The sequence below is a fragment of the Kutzneria sp. NPDC051319 genome, from assembly GCF_040682195.1.
GTDB lineage: Bacteria > Actinomycetota > Actinomycetes > Mycobacteriales > Pseudonocardiaceae > Kutzneria.
Genome location: NZ_JBFBAM010000066.1, coordinates 7175 through 23603 on the forward strand (window position 1 = coordinate 7175; position 16429 = coordinate 23603).

The 16429-nt window shown below is 70.7% G+C and carries 16 protein-coding genes; 13 read left to right on the top strand and 3 right to left on the bottom strand.

Going from position 1 to position 16429, the window contains the following annotated elements; translation table 11 throughout:
- Window positions 1–58 precede the first annotated feature (58 nt).
- A complete protein-coding gene (locus AB0M73_RS39160) occupies window positions 59–1606 on the bottom strand; it encodes a helix-turn-helix transcriptional regulator (RefSeq protein WP_043716518.1) in 1548 nt (515 codons plus the stop codon).
- Between the two features lie 247 nt (window positions 1607–1853).
- Here AB0M73_RS39160 and AB0M73_RS39165 point away from each other — a divergent pair, with 247 nt between their 5' ends.
- From AB0M73_RS39165 to AB0M73_RS39225, 13 genes are all read left to right on the top strand, one after another.
- Window positions 1854–2354 (top strand): hypothetical protein, encoded by a 501-nt coding sequence (locus AB0M73_RS39165; protein WP_363902395.1) that lies wholly within the window; start codon window positions 1854–1856, stop codon window positions 2352–2354.
- Window positions 2355–2555: 201 nt separating this feature from the next.
- Entirely contained in the window at window positions 2556–3020 is a 465-nt protein-coding gene (locus AB0M73_RS39170; protein ID WP_363902398.1) for a Rieske (2Fe-2S) protein, read from the top strand.
- 67 nt (window positions 3021–3087) lie between these two features.
- The gene (uvrC, locus tag AB0M73_RS39175) at window positions 3088–5046 is read left to right on the top strand and encodes an excinuclease ABC subunit UvrC (protein ID WP_363902401.1); all 1959 of its coding nucleotides are present in this window, start codon (window positions 3088–3090) and stop codon (window positions 5044–5046) included.
- 32 nt (window positions 5047–5078) lie between these two features.
- Window positions 5079–5936, top strand: a complete 858-nt coding sequence (gene rapZ, locus AB0M73_RS39180) for an RNase adapter RapZ (protein WP_052396559.1) — start codon at window positions 5079–5081, stop codon at window positions 5934–5936.
- Window positions 5933–6931, top strand: coding sequence for a uridine diphosphate-N-acetylglucosamine-binding protein YvcK (gene yvcK / locus AB0M73_RS39185; RefSeq protein ID WP_363902404.1), 999 nt, complete (start codon window positions 5933–5935; stop codon window positions 6929–6931). Before rapZ ends, yvcK begins: the two co-directional genes overlap by 4 nt.
- A 23-nt stretch (window positions 6932–6954) precedes the next feature.
- Entirely contained in the window at window positions 6955–7950 is a 996-nt protein-coding gene (gene whiA / locus AB0M73_RS39190; RefSeq protein ID WP_363902407.1) for a DNA-binding protein WhiA, read from the top strand.
- Between the two features lie 44 nt (window positions 7951–7994).
- On the top strand, window positions 7995–8735 hold the full coding sequence (locus tag AB0M73_RS39195; protein WP_363902410.1) for a Crp/Fnr family transcriptional regulator: 741 nt from the start codon (window positions 7995–7997) through the stop codon (window positions 8733–8735).
- A gap of 22 nt (window positions 8736–8757) precedes the next feature.
- Window positions 8758–9549, top strand: a complete 792-nt coding sequence (locus AB0M73_RS39200) for a hypothetical protein (protein WP_363902413.1) — start codon at window positions 8758–8760, stop codon at window positions 9547–9549.
- Between the two features lie 262 nt (window positions 9550–9811).
- Complete coding sequence (gene gap, locus AB0M73_RS39205) at window positions 9812–10816, top strand: type I glyceraldehyde-3-phosphate dehydrogenase (RefSeq protein ID WP_363902416.1); 1005 nt, start codon at window positions 9812–9814, stop codon at window positions 10814–10816.
- A gap of 14 nt (window positions 10817–10830) precedes the next feature.
- Window positions 10831–12036: a phosphoglycerate kinase gene (locus AB0M73_RS39210; RefSeq protein WP_363902419.1), complete on the top strand. Its 1206-nt coding sequence runs from the start codon at window positions 10831–10833 to the stop codon at window positions 12034–12036.
- Window positions 12036–12821 carry a triose-phosphate isomerase gene (gene tpiA, locus AB0M73_RS39215; protein ID WP_363902422.1) on the top strand — a complete coding sequence of 262 codons (786 nt, stop codon included), beginning with the start codon at window positions 12036–12038 and terminating at the stop codon, window positions 12819–12821. Before AB0M73_RS39210 ends, tpiA begins: the two co-directional genes overlap by 1 nt.
- Before the next feature lie 144 nt (window positions 12822–12965).
- Window positions 12966–13202 carry a preprotein translocase subunit SecG gene (secG, locus tag AB0M73_RS39220; RefSeq protein WP_043716498.1) on the top strand — a complete coding sequence of 79 codons (237 nt, stop codon included), beginning with the start codon at window positions 12966–12968 and terminating at the stop codon, window positions 13200–13202.
- A 58-nt stretch (window positions 13203–13260) separates the two neighbouring features.
- Complete coding sequence (locus AB0M73_RS39225) at window positions 13261–13608, top strand: RNA polymerase-binding protein RbpA (protein WP_043716497.1); 348 nt, start codon at window positions 13261–13263, stop codon at window positions 13606–13608.
- Between the two features lie 213 nt (window positions 13609–13821).
- Here the strand turns inward: AB0M73_RS39225 and AB0M73_RS39230 are convergent, their stop codons facing one another.
- Together AB0M73_RS39230 and AB0M73_RS39235 are read right to left on the bottom strand one after the other, a co-directional pair.
- A complete protein-coding gene (locus tag AB0M73_RS39230) occupies window positions 13822–15102 on the bottom strand; it encodes a histidine kinase (RefSeq protein WP_363902427.1) in 1281 nt (426 codons plus the stop codon).
- Window positions 15103–15428: 326 nt separating this feature from the next.
- Window positions 15429–16274, bottom strand: a complete 846-nt coding sequence (locus AB0M73_RS39235; RefSeq protein ID WP_363902430.1) for a carbon-nitrogen hydrolase family protein — start codon at window positions 16272–16274, stop codon at window positions 15429–15431.
- Window positions 16275–16429 lie beyond the last annotated feature (155 nt).

The following is a 16429-nucleotide window of genomic DNA, read 5'->3' on the forward strand; positions in this document are numbered from 1 at the left end:
CACGGACGGCACCATTCCTCCACTCCGAGTGGAGGAATGGTCCCTTCCGAACTTCAAATCAGGCGGTGCGGACCGCTCGGATGGCGTCCTGGACCTCGCGTACGGCGTGGAGCTGGCGGTACTGGGCCGACTCCGTGACGAAGTCCTGGAGCTTGCGGCGGACCCGGCCCGAGCGCAGCCGGACCACCATCGGCAGCACGGACTGGATCAGCTCGCAGGCCGCCTCCGGCTCGCCGGTGGCCAGCCGGGTGCGGGCCAGGCCGATCACGTCGAACACCCGGCTGCGGGCCCGCGACGGGTCCCGCAGGGCCAGGGCCCGGCGGATGTGCCGCTCGGCCAGCGGAGCCTGGGTGGGGTCGTGCCGGGCCAGGTCGCGCAGCCGGGCGCCGATCACCCCCTCCATCTCCGCCTCGTCGAACGACGCCATCCAGGTCGGCTCGGACAACCGGTCCCGCGCGCCGAAGCACTCCTGCGCGTGGCCGACCGCCCGGTGGAACTCGTTGACCCGGCCCAGCAGCGCGTACGCCCACGCCTCACGCGTGTGCAGCAGCGCCCGCAGCGCCGGCGTGGCCGTGCGGCGCGTGCCGTACTGGCCGAGCTGCACCAGCTCCAGCCCATCCTCGGGGCGTCCGAGGTCGAACATCTGCCGGGCCATCGACGCCAGGCACAGCGCGCCGAACGGCTCGTTGCGGCTGGCCTTGGCCATCCGCACCGCCAGCACGTAGTAGCGCTGGGCCGAGTCGTTGAGCCCGGCGTCGAACGACATGCTCGCCGCCATCTTGGCCAGCTCCGCCCCCAGCTGGAACGCCTGCTGGGTGGTGGGGGAGTCCGGCGCGCGGCGCAGCCGCTCGGCCAGCTCGTTGAGCTGTCCGAGCACTGCCTTGCGGGCGACACCGCCGCCGCCCGACCAGCCGCGCAACCCGTCGACAACCATGCGCATCGCCGCCAGCTCATCGGCGCTGATGGCGCCGCCCGCCGCCCACTTGGCCAGCGGTTGCAGCGGCGTCAGCCAGTGCTGCATCGGTTCGACGAGAGAGGGTCCTACCGCTACCGCGGCGCCTGCGGTCAGCGCCGCCCTTCTGCTGAGAGTCAAGTCGCTCCTCGTCACCTCTTCGACGGACCGGGCAGTGCTCAACGCGTCCCAGGACGGGGTGAAGACGTCTCGGACGGTCGAGCCCTCGGGGTCACGGGGTCGGGGAGGACCCGTGCGGTCGAACCAGAGGCGTTCCGGGGGCACCCGGAGCACCTCGGCGAAAGCGCGCAGCTTGTCGATCCGGTCGATCGGGTTCTCCCCGTTCTCGTACCGGGACAGCTGCGCCTGGCTGATGCCCAGCCAGCCCGCCATCCGGTCCTGCGTGATCCGGTGCGGGTGCTGCGGGTGGTGCCGGTACGCCCCGATCAGACCGCCCATGCTCTGGTCGGCGAAGGCCTCGGCGAGCACCGGGTGGTCCCAGAACCCGTCCGGCAGCGGGGGCGGGCCGAACACCTCGTCCCGCGCGCCGCGACGGCACGCGGTGCACAGGTGGTCGGAGTTGTCGGCCGCGATGCGGGCGCCACACGGACATGTTCGTCCGGTGCTGGCTGGCCGTAACCTGATCGGTTCCATGGCACCTCGCACCCGTGACTGAGCGTGTTCACAGTGTAATCGCTGGTGAGACCGTGTCTATTCACCTCATGCATGAACCGGCCGACCCTTCATCCGGACCGGTGATGCAGCAGCCGGATAAGACCCATCCGGGTGCGGTTTGGCGGTGCCCCGGCGTGTCGGCGCACTCTGCTGGCACACCAGGGCGCCCGGTGATGAACCCGCCGGCCAGCCGCAGCGACCGCCCGACCCGGGAGGACGTCCGCCAATGCGTACCTCGACCCAGCCGCCACGAGCCCCGCAGGCCGTCGTGCAACCGCCGCAGCCGCCCGAGAGCAGCTTCGGCCGGACCCTTGGCGAGGTCGTCGCCAACTACCGCATGCTCGGGTGGCGGGTCAACGTCACCGAGCAGGGCGTGCTGCTGCCGCTGGGGCCGACCACCACCGCCCTGGTGATGCCGGCGCGCATCGGCTCCGCCGTGCTGGCCGAGCTGCGGGCCCGGATGCTGGCCGGCCCGACGCTGGTGATCCCCAGCCCGCAGGAGAACTGGCTGTTCCTGGCCGAGCTGGTGGCCCTGCTGCCGGCGCAGCTGCGGACCCCGTCGGAGATCCGCTTCGTGAAGTCGCCCAGCAGCATCGTGCTGCCGCCGACCATGACGCCGTACGGGCGGGTGCGGTGGGCCAACGCCCCCTCCTTCAGCCGGCACTGGCTGCCGCCGTTCACGGCGGTGCTGGCCGTCGCGAGGACCATCGCCAGCGCGGCCAACTAGACCCTGTCGCGGGGAATGGGCGCCTACCCGCGTTCGGGGCGCGGGTAGGCGCCACCTTTTTGTCGGAATTCGCGAATTCTCTGAGCAGATTCCAAGACACGAATTCCGGACGATTCACAGGTAATGCGGATGAACCCCTGATCCAACGGCCACGTGTATCTGGTGGACTGTGTCTTCCCACCACGTCGCACGGAGGCTCGTTTGAACACGCCCGAGGTCCTTGCCAACCCGAACCGCCGCCAGGTGCTCTGCGGCCTCGTCGCCGCCCTGGTCGCCGGCGGAGCGGTCACGACCGCGTGCAGCAGCCCGTCCAGCAAAGACACCGGCGGCGGCAACACCGACCAGCAGCCCAAGGCGGCGGCCGGCACCGAGGTCGCCAAGCTGGCGGCGGTCCCGGTCGGCGGCGGCCTGCTGGTCGACGAGCCTGGCGGCAGCGGCAGCAAGCTGCTGCTGGTGCAGCCCAGCGCCGGCGAGGTCAAGGCGTTCAGCGCCACCTGCCCGCACCAGGGCGTCACCGTCGCGGCGCCGCAGAACGGCACCATCACCTGCCCCGGCCACGGCAGCCAGTTCACCGCCGCCACCGGCGCGGTCACCCGCGGCCCGGCCACGACCGGCCTCACCGCGGTCAACGTGAAGGTCAACGGCGCCGCCGTCGTGCTGGCCTGACGCGTCTCCCGCACGCGGTCGCCGACCGCGTGCGGGAACTGTCGGACCCCGGCCGTAGGCTGGACGGGTGGCCGACCCGTCGACCTATCGCCCAGCCTCCGGCACGATCCCCGACAACCCTGGCGTGTACAAGTTCCGCGACCAGCACCGCCGGGTGATCTACGTCGGCAAGGCCAAGAGCCTGCGCAGCCGCCTGTCCTCGTACTTCGCCGATGTGGCCACGCTGCATCCGCGCACGCGGCAGATGGTCACCACCGCGGCCAGCGTCGAGTGGACGGTCGTCAAGACCGAGGTCGAGTCGCTCCAGCTGGAGTACTCCTGGATCAAGGAGTTCGACCCGCGCTTCAACGTCCGGTATCGCGACGACAAGTCGTACCCGGTGCTCGCGGTGACCCTGAACGAGGAATTCCCGCGGCTCTACGTCTATCGCGGCCCCAAGCGCAAGGGCGTGCGCTACTTCGGCCCCTACTCGCACGCCTGGGCCATCCGGGAGACGCTGGACCTGCTGCTGCGGGTGTTTCCGGCCCGGACGTGCTCGAACGGCGTCTTCAAACGGCACGGCCAGATCGGGCGCCCCTGCCTGCTCGGCTACATCGACAAGTGCTCGGCCCCGTGCGTGGGCAAGGTGTCGGCCGACGAGCACCGCGACATCGTCGACGACTTCTGCGACTTCCTCGCCGGCCGGACCGACGGCCTGATCAAGCGGCTGGAGCGGGAGATGCTGGCCGCGTCCGCGGAACTGGAGTTCGAGCGGGCGGCCAGACTGCGCGACGACCTCGGTGCGGCGAAGATGGCGTTGGAGAAGCAGGCGGTCGTGCTCGGCGACGGCACGGACGCGGACGTGGTGGCCTTCGCCCAGGACGAGCTGGAAGCGTCGGTGCAGGTGTTCCACGTGCGCGGCGGGCGGGTCCGTGGCCAGCGCGGCTGGGTGATCGACAAGGTCGAGGAGATGGACACCGCCGGGCTGGTGGACCAGTTCCTCAGCCAGTTCTACGGCGACCAGGCGGACATGGCGGAAACTGTGCCTTCACAAACCGGGGAGCAGACGGGCAGCCCGATCCCACGCGAGGTGCTGGTGCCGGAGCTGCCCGACGACGCCGACGCCGTCCAGGACTGGCTGTCGGGCCTGCGCGGATCCCGCGTGCAGCTGCGCATCCCGCAGCGTGGCGACAAGCGGGCGCTGATGGAGACCGTGCAGCGCAACGCCGCGGACGCCTTCGTGCAGCACAAGCTGCGTCGCGCCGGCGACCTGACCGCGCGCTCGGCGGCGCTCCAGGAACTCCAGGACGCGCTCGGCCTGGACTCGGCGCCGCTGCGCATCGAGTGCACCGACGTCAGCCACGTGCAGGGCACGGACGTGGTGGCCTCGCTCGTGGTCTTCGAGGACGGCCTGGCCCGCAAGTCGGAGTACCGGCGGTTCGCGATCCGCGAGGGCGCGGAAGGCGGCGACGTCGGCTCGATCGCCGAGGTCGTCCGCCGCCGGTTCGCCCGCTACCAGCAGGAAGCGGCCGCCCCGGTCGACCCGGACCGCCCCGGCATCGACCCGGACACCGGCAAGCCGCGGCGGTTCGCGTACCCGCCGAACCTGCTCGTCGTCGACGGCGGCGCGCCCCAGGTGGCGGTGGCCGCGGACGTGCTGGCCGAGCTCGGCGTCACCGATGTCGCCGTGATCGGCCTGGCCAAGCGCCTGGAGGAGGTGTGGGTCCCGGGTGAACCCGATCCGGTGATTCTGCCGCGCACCAGCGAGGCGCTGTACCTGTTGCAGCGCGTGCGGGACGAGGCTCACCGCTTCGCCATCACCTACCACCGCCAGAAGCGCGGGCAGCGCATGACCACCTCGGAGCTGGACCAGGTCCCGGGCCTCGGCCAGACCCGCAAGGCCGCGCTGCTCAAGCACTTCGGCTCGGTGCGCAAGCTGCGCGAGGCCACCGTGGATGAGATCAGTGGAGTGCCCGGCGTCGGCCGGCGCACCGCCGAAGCCGTGTACGCCACCCTGGCGAGTGCCGGGAAGGAAAGGGAAAATTGAGCACTGTAAATGCACCCGCCAGCAAGTCGGGCATCGAGGTCGCCGTGGTGACCGGGTTGTCGGGCGCCGGCCGCAGCACCGCCGCGAAGTGCCTGGAGGACCTGGGCTGGTTCGTCGTGGACAACCTGCCCCCCGAGCTGATCGCGACCATGGTGGAGCTGGGCGCGCAGGCCCGCGGGGCCATCACTCGCGTCGCCGTCGTGATGGACGTGCGCAGCCGCGCGTTCACCGACGACCTCGCCGCCATCATCAAGGACCTCGACGCCCGCGGCTACAAGCCCCGCGTGCTGTTCCTGGAGGCCACCGACGACGTGCTGGTGCGCCGTTTCGAGTCCGTGCGCCGCGGCCACCCGATGCAGGGCGACGGCCGGCTGGCCGACGGCATCGCCGCCGAGCGCCTGCTGCTGACCCCGCTGCGCGAGGCGGCGGACCTGGTGCTGGACACCAGTTCGCTGTCCGTGCACCAGCTGCGGGCCAAGATCGAGGACACGTTCGGCTCCGAGGCCAGCGCCCGCACCCGGGTCACCGTGCTCTCCTTCGGGTACAAGTACGGCCTGCCGATGGACGCCGACCTCGTGATGGACGTGCGCTTCCTGCCCAACCCGTTCTGGATCCCGGAGCTGCGCGAGCAGACCGGCCTCGACGCCGACGTGCGCAACTACGTGCTCAGCCAGGAGGGCGCGGAGGAGTTCCTGGACCGCTACCACGAGCTGCTCAAGCTGATCGGCGCCGGCTACCGCCGTGAGGGCAAGCGCTATCTGACCTTGGCTGTCGGCTGCACCGGTGGTAAGCACCGAAGCGTGGCGATTTCCGAAGAACTTTCAGGACTGCTGTCGACGGAGGACGGGATGACCGTCAAGGTCGTGCACCGGGACCTGGGTCGCGAGTGATTCCCGTGCAGGCGATCGGCGCGCATGACAAGCCCCTCCGGGCCGTCGCCCTGGGCGGCGGCCATGGCCTCCAGGCCACGCTCGGCGCCCTGCGCCTGCTCACCCCGGACGTCACCGCCGTGGTCACGGTGGCCGACGACGGCGGCTCCTCCGGCCGGCTGCGCCGCGAGCTGGGCCTGCTGCCGCCCGGCGACCTGCGCAAGGCCCTGGCCGCGCTGGCCGCCGAGGACGACGCCGGCCGCATGTGGGCGGAGGTGTTCCAGCACCGCTTCGGCGGCAACGGGGCGCTGGCCGGCCATGCCGTCGGCAACCTGCTGATCGCCGGCCTGCTGGAGACGCTGGGCGACCCCGTCGCGGTGCTGGACGAGGTGGCGCGGCTGATGGGCCTGCGCGGGCGGGTGTTACCGATGAGCAACGTGCCGTTGGACATCGAGGCGGACGTCACCGGGCTCGACGAGGACGTCGCCGCGGTTCGCCGGATCAGGGGACAGGTGGCGGTCGCCACCACACCCGGTCAGGTGCAGCGGATCCGGCTGCGGGCCGACCGCAACGGCCCGCCGACCGCGTGTCCGCAGGCCGTGCAGGCGGTGCTCGACGCGGACGTCGTGCTGCTCGGACCTGGATCTTGGTTCACCAGCGTGCTGCCGCACCTGCTGGTGCCGGAGCTGCACGAGGCCCTCGTCGACACGGCGGCCTGCAAGGTGGTTGTGCTCAACCTCGTCCCCCAACCAGGTGAGACCGCCGGTTTCTCCCCCGAACGCCACTTGGACGTACTCTGCCAGCACGCACCGAGACTGCGGGTTGACGCAGTGGTCGCCGACGTGGACTCGGTGCCGACCCCGGAGCGGCTGCGCACTGCGGCGGCCTCGCTGGGGGCGACGGCGTACCTGTCCAGCGTGACGGCCGGGGGCGCCGCCGACCGGCATGATCCGGCGGCGCTGGCGCTGTCCCTGCGGGACGCGCTGCAGCTGCACGGACTGCACGACCGAGTGTGAAGTAGAGGCGGAGGAGACCACCTGTGGCGATGACCGGCGCGGTCAAGGACGAGCTGAGCCGGCTGGCGGTGGCCAAGACGTGCTGCCGCCGGGCCGAGGTCTCCTCCCTGCTGCGGTTCGCCGGTGGCCTGCACATCGTCGCCGGCCGGGTCGTGGTCGAGGCCGAGTTGGACACCGGCGCGGCCGCACGACGGCTGCGCAAGGAGATCCACGACCTGTACGGGCACCACTCCGACGTGCATGTGCTGACCTCCGGCGGGCTGCGCAAGGGGACCCGCTGGGTGGTGCGGGTGGTCAAGGACGGCGAGGGACTGGCCCGTCAGACCGGCCTGCTCGACCCGCGCGGCCGCCCGGTGCGGGGACTGCCGGCGCCGGTGGTGTCCGGCGGCACCTGCGACTCCGAGTCGGCCTGGCGCGGGGCGTTCCTCGCGCATGGTTCGCTCACGGAGCCGGGGCGTTCCAGCGCGCTTGAGGTGACGTGCCCAGGGCCGGAGGCCGCGCTGGCTCTCGTCGGCGCCGCGCGGCGCATGGGCATCCAGGCCAAGTCCCGCGAGGTGCGCGGCGCGGACCGGGTCGTGGTCCGTGACGGCGACGCCATCGGCGCGCTGCTGACGCGCCTCGGCGCGCACGACTCCGTGATGGCGTGGGAGGAACGGCGGATGCGCCGCGAGGTCCGCGCCACCGCCAACCGGCTGGCCAACTTCGACGACGCCAACCTGCGCCGCTCCGCCCGCGCCGCGGTCGCCGCCGCCGCCCGGGTCGAGCGCGCGCTGGACATCCTGGGGCCGTCGGCGCCGGTGCACCTCGTCACCGCGGGGCGGCTGCGGCTGAGCAACCGTCAGGCGTCGCTGGAGGAGCTCGGCCAGCTGTCCGAGCCGCCGATGACCAAGGACGCGGTGGCCGGCCGGATTCGGCGGCTGTTGGCCATGGCGGACAAGCGGGCCCACGAGCTCGGTCTGCCGGACACGGAGTCGGCGGTGACTCCGGAGATGTTGGAGGTCGAGGAGGCCGACGTCTGATATCCCTGCACGGCTGCGCTCGTCGCTGAGGGGACACACGTGACATGACCGACGACCGGTTAGCCGATCAGGTCCGAACCCTGCTGCGGAATTCCGGCCGTACCAGACCGTTTCGCCGGGGCGAGGTGCTGATCGCGGAGGGCGCGCCCAGCGACGAGGTGCTGCTGATCGAGACCGGCAAGGTCAAGGTCGTGCTGCACGGCCCCAACGGCGCGGACTCCATTCTCGGCTTCTACGGCGCGGGCGAGCTGATGGGGGAGATGGGCGTGATGGGGGACCGGCCGCGCAGCGCGGACGTGATCGCCCGAACGCCCGGCGCCGCGCTGCACGTGGACGCGCACACCTTCCGGACGCTGCTGCGTGATCATCCGCCGTTGGCCGCGCACGTGACGGATGTGTTGAGCAAGCGGTTGTTCCAGGCCGATCAGCGGCAGCGGCTGCACGCCTCGTTCGAGGTGTCGGTGCGGGTGGCCAAGCAGCTGTTGAGCTGGGCTCACTCCTCCGGCGAGCCGGTGGACGGCGGCGGGCTGCGGGTGAAGGGCCTGACCCAGTTGGAGATCGCCCAGTTCGTGACGGCGTCGGCCAAGACCGTCGACCACGTGCTGAAGCAGTTGCGGTCGGACAAGCTGTTGGAGACGGGGCGGCGCAGTTACGTGCTGCCCGATCCGCCGTTGCTGGAACGCTGCCTGGCCGACCCGGAATGGCGGCCGGGTCGGCACGACGTGTCCCGCTTTTCCGGGAGACCCGACAACTTTGCGCAACCAGACTCCACTCGTGCGTGTTGAGCGTCTGCCACTTGGAGGAGCCTTGGAGACCGAAGACTCGCTTGCGGGGTCGAGTGCCAACACCGTGCCCGACATCCGGACCCTGCTCGGGGTCGATGTGATCGACTCCGCCCGGACCGCGCCCCATCTGCTGCCGCAGGTGCCGTCCGTGCTGGCGACGCTGCTGTCGGCCGGCATGGACGCGGTGGCGGTGTCCCGGCAGGACGCGGTGGACGCGCAGTACACCGGCGACGGCTGGCTCTACGCCTTCCCGAGCGGGCTGCTGGGCCGTGTCGTGGACCTGGGCCGCACCTTGGACGGGATCGTCGCCGAGCACAACAAGTGGAACAAGCTGGAGCTTCGGCTCCGGCTGGCCGTGGAGGTCGGGCCGCTGCCCGGCACCCAGGGCTTCCACCCGGCCAACATCTCGCGCAGCCGCCTGCTGGAGGCGCCCGCGTTCAAGGCGCTGGCCCGTCGCTGCATCGCCGCCCGCCCGGACGGCTCGATGAGCACCGCGATGATCATGTCCGACGCCGTGCACCGCACGGTCTTCGCCGGCGACTACACCAAGGTCGCGCGGGCCACGGACTTCGCGGCGCTGGCCGTGACCAACAAGGAGTTCACCACCCACGCCTGGGTCGCGGTGCCCGGCTTCGACGCCCGCACCCTCGCCGGGATGATCGCCGAGGACGACGCGGCGGCATCTGCACCGGTCGAGGAGAGCAAGGCCACTGACGTCGGCACCGTGACGAACACCATCAACGGCGGCGGCAATCACGGTGTCCAGGCCCACACCATCAACGGCGGCGTGCGCTTCGGCTCCCCCCGCCGCTGACCCCACTTTTCGCCACATGCGGTCCGCATGTGGCTCTGGGAGTCGAATGTGGCGCACATGTGGCGTCGGAACGGGGGCTTGGTCTGAACCAATTTGAGGCGATTGCTGGGCCGAACGGAGCAGTCTCAGCTGGCTCGATCAAGAAAGCTGCCATACCACTGTGACCAGCGCTACTTCGTAACGCTAGTGTTGCCGGCAGGCAGCGTCGCCGCATCTACTGGGCTCCGGCATTCGACCGGTTCGAGTTTCGAGGAGACACACCGTGACGGTTCGCGTAGGTGTCAACGGCTTCGGCCGCATCGGCCGCAACTTCTTCAGGGCGGTCAAGGCCAGCGGGCACGACATCGAGATCGTGGCCTTCAACGACCTGGGTGACGTCGCGACCATGGCGCACCTGCTGAAGTACGACACCATCCTTGGCCGCTTCCCCGGCGAGGTGTCGCTGCACGACGACGGCATCGAGGTCGACGGCAAGGTCATCAAGGCGCTGGCCGAGCGCGACCCGGGCAAGCTGCCCTGGAAGGACCTCGGCGTGGACGTCGTGGTCGAGTCGACCGGCTTCTTCACCGACGCCGCGGCGGCCCGCAAGCACGTGGACGAGGGCGGCGCCAAGAAGGTCATCATCTCCGCGCCGGCCAAGGGCGAGGACCTGACCATCGTGCTCGGCGCCAACGACGACCTGTACGACGGCTCGCAGACCATCATCTCGAACGCCTCGTGCACCACGAACTGCCTGGCCCCGCTGGCCAAGGTGCTGCACGACGCGTTCACCATCGAGCGTGGCCTGATGACCACGATCCACGCGTACACGCAGGACCAGAACCTCCAGGACGCGCCGCACAAGGACCTGCGCCGCGCCCGCGCCGCCGCGCTGAACATCGTGCCCACCTCGACCGGTGCGGCCAAGGCCATCGGCCTGGTGCTGCCGGAGCTGAAGGGCAAGCTGGACGGCTACGCGCTGCGCGTGCCGGTGCCGACCGGCTCGGCCACCGACCTGACCGTCACCGTGGGCCGCGAGGTCACCCTGGACGAGGTCAACGCCGCGTACAAGGCCGCGGCCGACGGCCCGCTGGGCAAGTACCTGCGCTACAACGACGACCCGATCGTGTCCTCGGACATCGTCACCGACCCGGCGTCCTGCATCTACGACGCGCCGCTGACCAAGGTCATCGGCAACCAGGTCAAGGTCGTCGGCTGGTACGACAACGAGTGGGGCTACTCCAACCGCCTCGCCGACCTGGTGTCGCTGGTCGCCTCGAAGCTCTGAGAGGGTAACCGCAAGTGAAGACTCTCGACGACCTGATCGCCGAGGGCGTGCAGGGTCGGCACGTGCTGGTGCGTGCCGACCTCAACGTCCCGCTGGACGGCGACAAGATCACCGACGACGGCCGGATCCGGGCGTTCCTGCCCACCGCCCGGCGCCTCACCGAGGCCGGCGCGCGGGTCGTCGTGACGGCCCACCTGGGCCGTCCCAAGGGCGAGCCGGACCCGAAGTTCTCGCTCGCCCCCGCCGCCGCCCGGCTGGGCGAGCTGCTGGGCGCCGAGGTGGCGCTGGCCGCCGACGTCGTCGGCGAGTCGGCCAAGGCCGTGGTGGGCGCGCTCACCGACGGCGGCCTGGCGCTGCTGGAGAACATCCGCTTCGACCCGCGCGAGACCAGCAAGGACGCCGCCGAGCGCGAGTCGCTCGCCGACGACCTGGTGTCGCTGGTCGGCGACAAGGCCGCCTTCGTGTCCGACGGCTTCGGCGTCGTGCACCGCAAGCAGGCCTCGGTCTACGACGTGGCGGCCAAGCTGCCGCACTACGCCGGCGGCCTGGTGCTGGCCGAGGTCGAGGTGCTGCGCAAGCTCACCGACGACACGGCCCGCCCGTACGTGGTGGTGCTCGGCGGCGCGAAGGTGTCCGACAAGCTCGGCGTCATCGCCAACCTGCTGACCAAGGTCGACCGGCTGCTCATCGGCGGCGGCATGGCGTACACCTTCCTCAAGGCGCAGGGCAAGGAGGTCGGCAACTCGCTGTTGCAGGCCGACCAGCTCGACCAGGTCAGGGGTTTCCTGGCCGAGGCCGACAAGCGCGGCGTCGAGCTCGTGCTGCCGGTCGACGTGCTGGCCGCGACGACCTTCGCCGAGGACGCGCCGTTCGAGGTCGTGTCCACCGACGCCATCCCGGCCGACCGGGAGGGTCTCGACATCGGCCCGGCCACGCGCGAGCTGTTCGCGAGCAAGCTGGCCGACGCCAGGACCGTGTTCTGGAACGGCCCGATGGGCGTGTTCGAGTTCGCCGCGTTCGCCGACGGCACCCGTGCCGTCGCGCAGGCGCTGGTCGACTCCGACGCGTTCACCGTGGTCGGCGGGGGCGACTCCGCCGCGGCCGTGCGCCAGCTGGGTCTGCCCGAGGACGGCTTCTCGCACATCTCCACCGGCGGCGGCGCGTCGCTGGAGTACCTGGAGGGCAAGGAGCTCCCCGGCGTGAAGGTTTTGGAGGACTGATGGCCCGCCTTCCGCTGGTCGCCGGCAACTGGAAGATGAACCTCACGCACCTCGAGGCCATCGGACTCACCCAGAAGATCGCCTTCTCGCTGCCGGAGAAGTACTTCGCCAAGGTCGAGGTGGCGGTGCTGCCGCCGTTCATCTCGCTGCGCAGCGTGCAGACCCTGATCGACGGCGACAAGATGCTGCTCAAGTACGGCGCGCAGGACCTGTCGCCGCACGACTCGGGCGCGTACACCGGCGACGTGTCGGGCTTGCAGCTGGCCAAGCTGGGCTGCACCTATGTCGTCGTCGGGCACTCCGAGCGGCGCGAGTACCACAACGAGGACGACGAGCTGGTCAACCGCAAGGTCAAGGCCGCGCTCAAGCACGGGCTCACGCCCATCCTGTGCGTCGGTGAGCGTCTCGAGGTCCGTGAGGTCAACGGCCACCTTGAGCACTGCAACACGCAGCTCATCGCCGGCCTCAAGGGGCTCAAGGCGGAGCAGGCGGCCAAGGTCGTCATCGCCTACGAGCCGGTGTGGGCCATCGGCACCGGCAAGGTGGCCACGCCCTCGGACGCGCAGGAGGTCTGCGCGTCCATCCGGTCCACCCTGGCCGACAAGTACGGCCAGGAGGTCGCCGACGTCGTCCGCGTGCTCTACGGCGGCTCGGTCAAGTCCGGCAGCATCGCCGACCTGATCAAGCAGCCCGACATCGACGGCGGCCTCGTCGGCGGGGCCAGCCTCGACGGCGACGAGTTCGCCAAGCTGTGCGCGCTGGCGGCCGGCGGGCCGCTGCCGTAGATCGTTGTCGCAGGTCGGGGCCCCGGTCGAGGTTCGGCGGGGCCCCGATCTGCATTCCGTGACCACTCCTTTCCGGACCGTGCGCCGAAGCCGGGGCCGGAACAGGTAACCTGTAGCGTCTATACGCCTTACAGCGAGGGTGAGATGAACCTGTTCCTGCAGATCCTGTTGATCGTCGCCAGCCTGCTGCTGATCCTGTTGGTGCTGCTGCACCGTGGTCGTGGCGGCGGTCTGTCCTCGCTGTTCGGCGGCGGCATGCAGTCGAGCCTGTCCGGTTCCAGCGTTGTTGAGAAGAATCTGGACCGGATCACGTTGTTCGTGGCCGCGATCTGGATCATCAGCATCATCGGCATCGGGCTGCTGGCCAAGCTCGGCGGCTGAGCGCCGCCAATCCGTCACTGGGGTTGTTCAACCACGTCCTGTGGGAGTGTGAGGGTCGATGACTGGCGGTAACGCGATCCGCGGTACCCGAGTCGGATCGGGCCCGATGGGCGAGTCGGAGCGCGGCGAGTCCGCGCCCCGGCATCGGGTGTCGTACTGGTGCGCCAATGGGCACGAGTCGCGTCCGTCCTTCGCCCTGGAGGCCGAGGAGCCGGAGTCGTGGGACTGCCCGCGCTGCGGACTTCCTGCCGGCCGGAACGAGCAGGCCCCGCCTGCTCCACCGCGCAATGAGCCGTACAAGACTCACCTGGCCTACGTGAAGGAGCGCCGCTCCGACGCCGACGGTGAGGCGATCCTGGCCGAGGCGCTGGCCAAGCTCCGGGCTCAGCGCGAGGGCGAGTTCTAGGGCCCCGCGGATTCGACACGGAAAGGCCGCCTTCCCCCGGTTTCCACTGGGGAAGGCGGCCTTTCTGCGCGCTGCGGTTTTTGCGCCCCCGGGTTTTCGCCGCTGACGACAAAGGCCGCCCTGCTCGCGTTTCCGGGAGCAAGGCGGCCTTCGTCGCGTGGTGGATGGGGGAGGGGAGTCCCGCGCCCGGCTTCCCCTGGGGCCCCGATCCTCCTATGCGTGCTGGGGAGCCTGCGGCGCCGGCACACCGGGCAGGGCGAGCGGGAACCGTGAGGTCACCACGAACCCACCGTCCCGACTCGGCTCGGCGTGACAGCTGCCTCCCAGCAGCTCGGCCCGTTCGGTGAGTCCGACCAGGCCATGGCCGCCAGAGGGCAGGGCAGGGGAGCGCTGTCCTCGGGGCCGTCCGTTGCGCACCCGCACCACCAGTTCGTCCTCGCCCAACTGGACGAGCACGGACACGGCGGCGGACGGGGCGTGCTTGCCAACATTGGTCAGCGCTTCCTGCACTGTCCGGTAGGCGGCGGCCGACACCGGCCGCGGGATGCTCTCGATGTCGCCGTCCACGTTGAGCGTGACGGCGAGGCCGCAGTCGGAGACCAGGCGGCGCAGATCGCCCAGGTCGGGACGGCCGTCGTCGTCGCTGGTGGTGCGCAGCACGCCGACCAGCTGGCGCAGCTCCTCCAGCGTCTTGGTGGACAGCCGGCGGATGGTGTTGGCGATCTCCCGCGAGTCGGCGTCGGTGACGGTCATCTTCAGCGCGCCTGCCTGCATGGCGATGAGGCTGACCTGGTGCGACACGACATCGTGCATCTCGCGGGCCAAGCGGGTGCGCTCCTCGGCCCGGATGGCCTGGGCCTGGAGCTGCTGCTTGCGTTCACGGGTGGCGGCCAGCTCGGTGAGCCGGCGCACGAGCTCCTTGCGGGTGGTGACGAGCAGCCCGAGCGCGAGCGGCATGCCGGCGTCGACGACGGCCCAGAGCAGGTTGGTCACCTGGTGCCTCCAGTCCTGGCCGACGAACTCGTCGAGCGGCCACACCACGAACCGGCACAGCATCATCAGCACCGCGCCGGCCATGGTCTGCCAGTTCCAGGCCCGCTTCTTGGCCACCGAGTACAGCGCGATCATGCCGGCCAGCTGCGACCAGCCCGCGAGGTAGCCGGGCACGGTGAGCAGCAGGGCGAGGAACGGGTAGCGGCGGCGCAGCACCAGCGCCAGGCAGGCCACGCCGGACAGGATGTGCGAGTACAGCTCGGCGTCCTTGGGGAACACCAGCAGCACGTCCAGCAGGGCCAGCGCGATGGCGCCCAAGTCGCTCAGCGGACCCGAGTGGCCCTTCAGGAAGCGGCTGCCCCGGGCGCGCAGCTCACGCAGCGGGGTGCGGCGGTGCACGACGGTGCTGACGATGTCGGCCGCCTGCGCGCCGCTCAGCGGCTCGCCGGTCCAGATCCGGTCATCGTTGTCGCGTTGGGTCGGCACTCCGACCGCGGGCATGTCGGGACCGTTCACGGCGTGGCGCGGCCGGTTCGGCACGGCTCCGTCCTCCTCGGGCAGGGCGAGTTGGTCTTGTGCTCTTAGACAGTCCTAACACTCGTTCGGGACGCGCCTCCCGAAACTTGTGTGCAGATGCACACGCCCGGTACCCGTGTACTCACCCAACGTGATACCTGACCTGCGGTTTTGCCGGTAGGCTAACACGACTCGTCACGCGCAGTGCCGGCCGAACTACGTGTTAACGGTGTTCAGGATTAACCGAAAAGACCAGACCTTCGACGGTTGCGCCCGCCGGCGCCGAGCGCCGACGGGCGTTTCTCCCACCGTCAGAAACCTCCGCGCTCCACGCTGCGCGGGTCGTCGTGGATGAGATGCGGCTCGTAGAAGCCGTCGCGGACGGTGCGCCGCCACGGCCGGGCCAGGTTCTCCACGTTGCCGTCGAGATCGGCGACGGCGATCGGGCCGTCGTCGGTGCGGGCCACCCACGCCCCGTCCGGCGAGATGACGCCGGAGCCCATGTCGGAGGCATAGCCGACCCAGTAGCTGTTCGTGGCGGCGTGGGCCTGGGCCTCGGTGGCGAACACCTCGGTCGGCGCGGCCGTCGCGAACAGCACGGCGTCCACGTCGAGGCGCTCGTACTCCAGGAACAGCTCGGGGAAATGCACCTCCATGCCCAGCGCCAGGCCGATCCGCACGCCGTCGACCTCGAAGGTCACCGGCGCGGAGCCGGGCGTGTACATGAAGCTGACCTTGGTGTTGGACAGCATCCGCTCGTCGTAGCGGGTGACGACCTCGCCCTTGTCCGACAGCACGTACAGGCTGTTGTGCGGGCGGTTCGGCGGCGTCAGCCGGTGCACGCCGCCGAGCACGGTCCACAGCCCCAGCTCCCGGGCCAGCTCGGCGATGCGCCCCAGCTCGTCGCGCAACACGTCCCAGTCGGCCAGGGCCCAGTCGGCCGGGCCGACCCGGTTCGGGTCCGCCGACATGATCCGCTTGTGTGGCGAGCAGGTCGCCCCCTCCGGGAACACCACCAGCCGCGCGCCCGCCGCGTAGGCGTCACGCATCAGCCGGCGGATCTCCCGGCCGCTCTCCCGCAGCAGGTCCCCGTCCCGTGGGTCCTGGCGCAGCGTCGTGCGCGCCGCCGCCAGCCGCAGGGTTTTCGTCTTCGGCATCTCGTCGTCTCCCGATGTCCGACGGAAGTGCCGAAGCGCGGTCGTGTAGGACTGACCGGTCTTGGCCGCACGGGCCCGGACCCGGCGTTTGAAATTGCCCCTCGTGGTCACGTCTTCGGCCTTCCACGTCCCGGACCGGCGATCCCCCAGCGACG